1 protein-coding gene is annotated in these 1,672 nt (G+C 64.5%); it reads left to right on the forward strand.

Translation table 11 applies throughout. From position 1 onward, the window contains the following. The first annotated feature begins 122 nt into the window (after positions 1–122). The gene (locus M8J71_RS22860) at positions 123–1,520 is read left to right on the forward strand and encodes an IS1380 family transposase (protein WP_256250159.1); all 1,398 of its coding nucleotides are present in this window, start codon (positions 123–125) and stop codon (positions 1,518–1,520) included. The last annotated feature ends 152 nt before the right edge of the window (positions 1,521–1,672 follow it).

A 1,672-nucleotide genomic window follows, 5' to 3' on the forward strand; every position in this document is an offset into this window, starting at 1 on the left:
AGCCTGAATCCACCGGTGTGGTTCGGCTTCGATCGGCGATTTAAACCGAGAATGCCTGTCTTCTCAAGGAAAATAGGACTTGCTTAGAGTTCATATTGACCGAAAAGAGAGGCATCTCGTAGGTGAAACTTTCTCACAGGCCCGCGGCGGTTTCCAGCGCCTTTGATGATCCGAATCTCGTGTCGGCAGCCGGGCTTGTTCCGGCGATGGGCCTGGCCTGGTCCACGGGTCTCGGGGCGCTGGTTGATGAGCACCTTCACCTGCCGGACTATTTCGGGGCCAACGCCGGGCTGAAAGTTTCTGCCTTGGTGGCCGGAATGCTGGCCGGTGCCGGCTGCATCGACGACATGGGGATCCTGCGGCACGGTGGCATGGACAGACTGTTCAAGGGCACGTACGCTCCCTCGACTCTGGGGTCGTTCCTGCGCCAATTCACGTTCGGGCACGTACGCCAGCTCGACGCGGCAGCGCGGCGGTGGCTGGTCAAGCTGGCCGCGGCGGCGCCGATCACTGCGGGGATCGATGAGCTGGCCCTGGTCGATATCGATGACACGATCAAGGCCACCTATGGATACCAAAAGCAAGGCGCCGGCTACGGGTACTCCGGAGTCAAGGGCCTGAACGCACTGATCGGCACCGTCACCACAAACGCCACGGCCCCGGTCATCGCCGGCGCCCGGCTGCGCAAGGGCGCGGCGAATTCGGCCCGCGGCGCCGCCAAATTTGTGGCCGACCTCCTGGCCGCCGTGGCACGCCTTCGTTCACCGGACGCCGGCGGCATGGTGCTGCTGCGCGCCGACAGCGCTTACTACGCCCACTCCGTGGCCGCGGCAGCGGCCCGTGCCGGGGCGCGGGTTTCGCTGACCGTGCGGATGGACCCGGCCGTGAAGAAGGCCATCGCCGCGATCCCGGCCCACGCATGGGAGAAGATCAAATACACCAATGCGATCTTCGACGAGGAGAGCGGGAAATGGGTCTCGGACGCCGAGGTCGCCGAGACCGTGTTCACCGCGTTCACCTCGAAGAAGAAAGCGGAGAGGATCACCGGCAGGCTGGTGGTGCGCCGGATCCCGGAACTGAACCCCAAAGCCGGCGAAGGCCAGCCGACGCTCTTTGAAACGCACCGGTTCCACGCCTTCTTCACCACCGTCAAGCCCGCGGTCCTGGACACCGTCGCAGCGGATAAGACCCACCGCGCGCACGCGGTGATCGAGCAGGTCCATTCCGATCTGAAGAACGGGGCGCTGGGCTCGCTGCCCTCAGGAAAGTTCAACGCCAATGCCGCCTGGCTGGGGGCGGCGGTGATGGCCTTCAACCTCTCCCGCGCCGCCGGTACTTTGGCCGGCACGAAATTCGCCAAGGCCACCACGGCCACGATCCGGGACAAACTCATCAACATTGCTTCCCGTGTGGCGTCGTCGGCCCGGCGCATCGTGCTCCATCTGCCCAGCAACTGGCCCTGGAAAACGCCATGGGAGAAACTCTTCGACACCATCTACCCGCCGCCCAAGACCACCTGACCACCCGTCAACCCAGCCAAACGGCGCAACCAGGACCGGCAGTGGAACACCACAGGGCAGCGAGGCCCCGGCAATCCACCATGCCCGCAACCCGCAAAATCACCGAAAATGGAATCAGGCTACCCGCCCCAGCGGACCGGTGGATTCAGGCT

It is taken from the genome of Pseudarthrobacter sp. R1, assembly GCF_024494415.1.
GTDB lineage: Bacteria > Actinomycetota > Actinomycetes > Actinomycetales > Micrococcaceae > Arthrobacter.